This is a genomic window from Pseudomonas sp. SB113 (assembly GCF_040754745.1).
In the GTDB taxonomy this organism is placed as follows: Bacteria; Pseudomonadota; Gammaproteobacteria; order Pseudomonadales; family Pseudomonadaceae; genus Aquipseudomonas; species Aquipseudomonas grimontii.
This window is the reverse complement of record NZ_JBFMHW010000160.1, coordinates 1-460: the sequence shown is the minus strand read 5'-3', so window position 1 is coordinate 460 and position 460 is coordinate 1. Positions and strand designations below refer to the sequence as shown.

At 61.1% G+C, this 460-nt stretch carries 1 protein-coding gene; it reads right to left on the bottom strand.

Annotation, left to right across the window (positions count from 1 at the left end; genetic code table 11):
- A partial coding sequence (locus AB1462_RS31955; RefSeq protein WP_367249095.1) for a PD-(D/E)XK nuclease family protein occupies positions 1 to 460 on the bottom strand: 460 nt, incomplete at both ends.

The following is a 460-nucleotide window of genomic DNA, read 5'->3' as shown; positions in this document are numbered from 1 at the left end:
AGCATAGCCAGACAAGGTAACGCCCGACGAGCCGACGAGCGTCTTTTCGGCACGCGCTTCGGCATGGCGGGTCTTTATGCTGTCGGCACGCCTCGTTTCCCAACCGAGAATGCCAACCGCCATTTTCTCGAAGCGCGGCCACCATATGGCGCGCACATCGTCGGGAAGCGAGGCTTCCGAAAAACACTGCCTGCCGACATCGATAAGCGTTTCAAGTGCGACGGGCGCGCGGGGATCGACACCGGACGTCGAAAAGCGATGCAGGATTTCATGAAACAAAGTGCCGCGTTCGGCTGCACCCGGATCACGCACCAAAGGCTCAAGCGGCATCAGCGAGAGAATGCGCCGCGCGTAAATCGCATAAGGATCGCGCCGCAGCGTCTCGATCTCGGTTACCGAGAAATGGCGCGGCCGCACATCAAGCGGCGGGGTCGGGAAAGGCCGTTTCGCGAAGGCCACT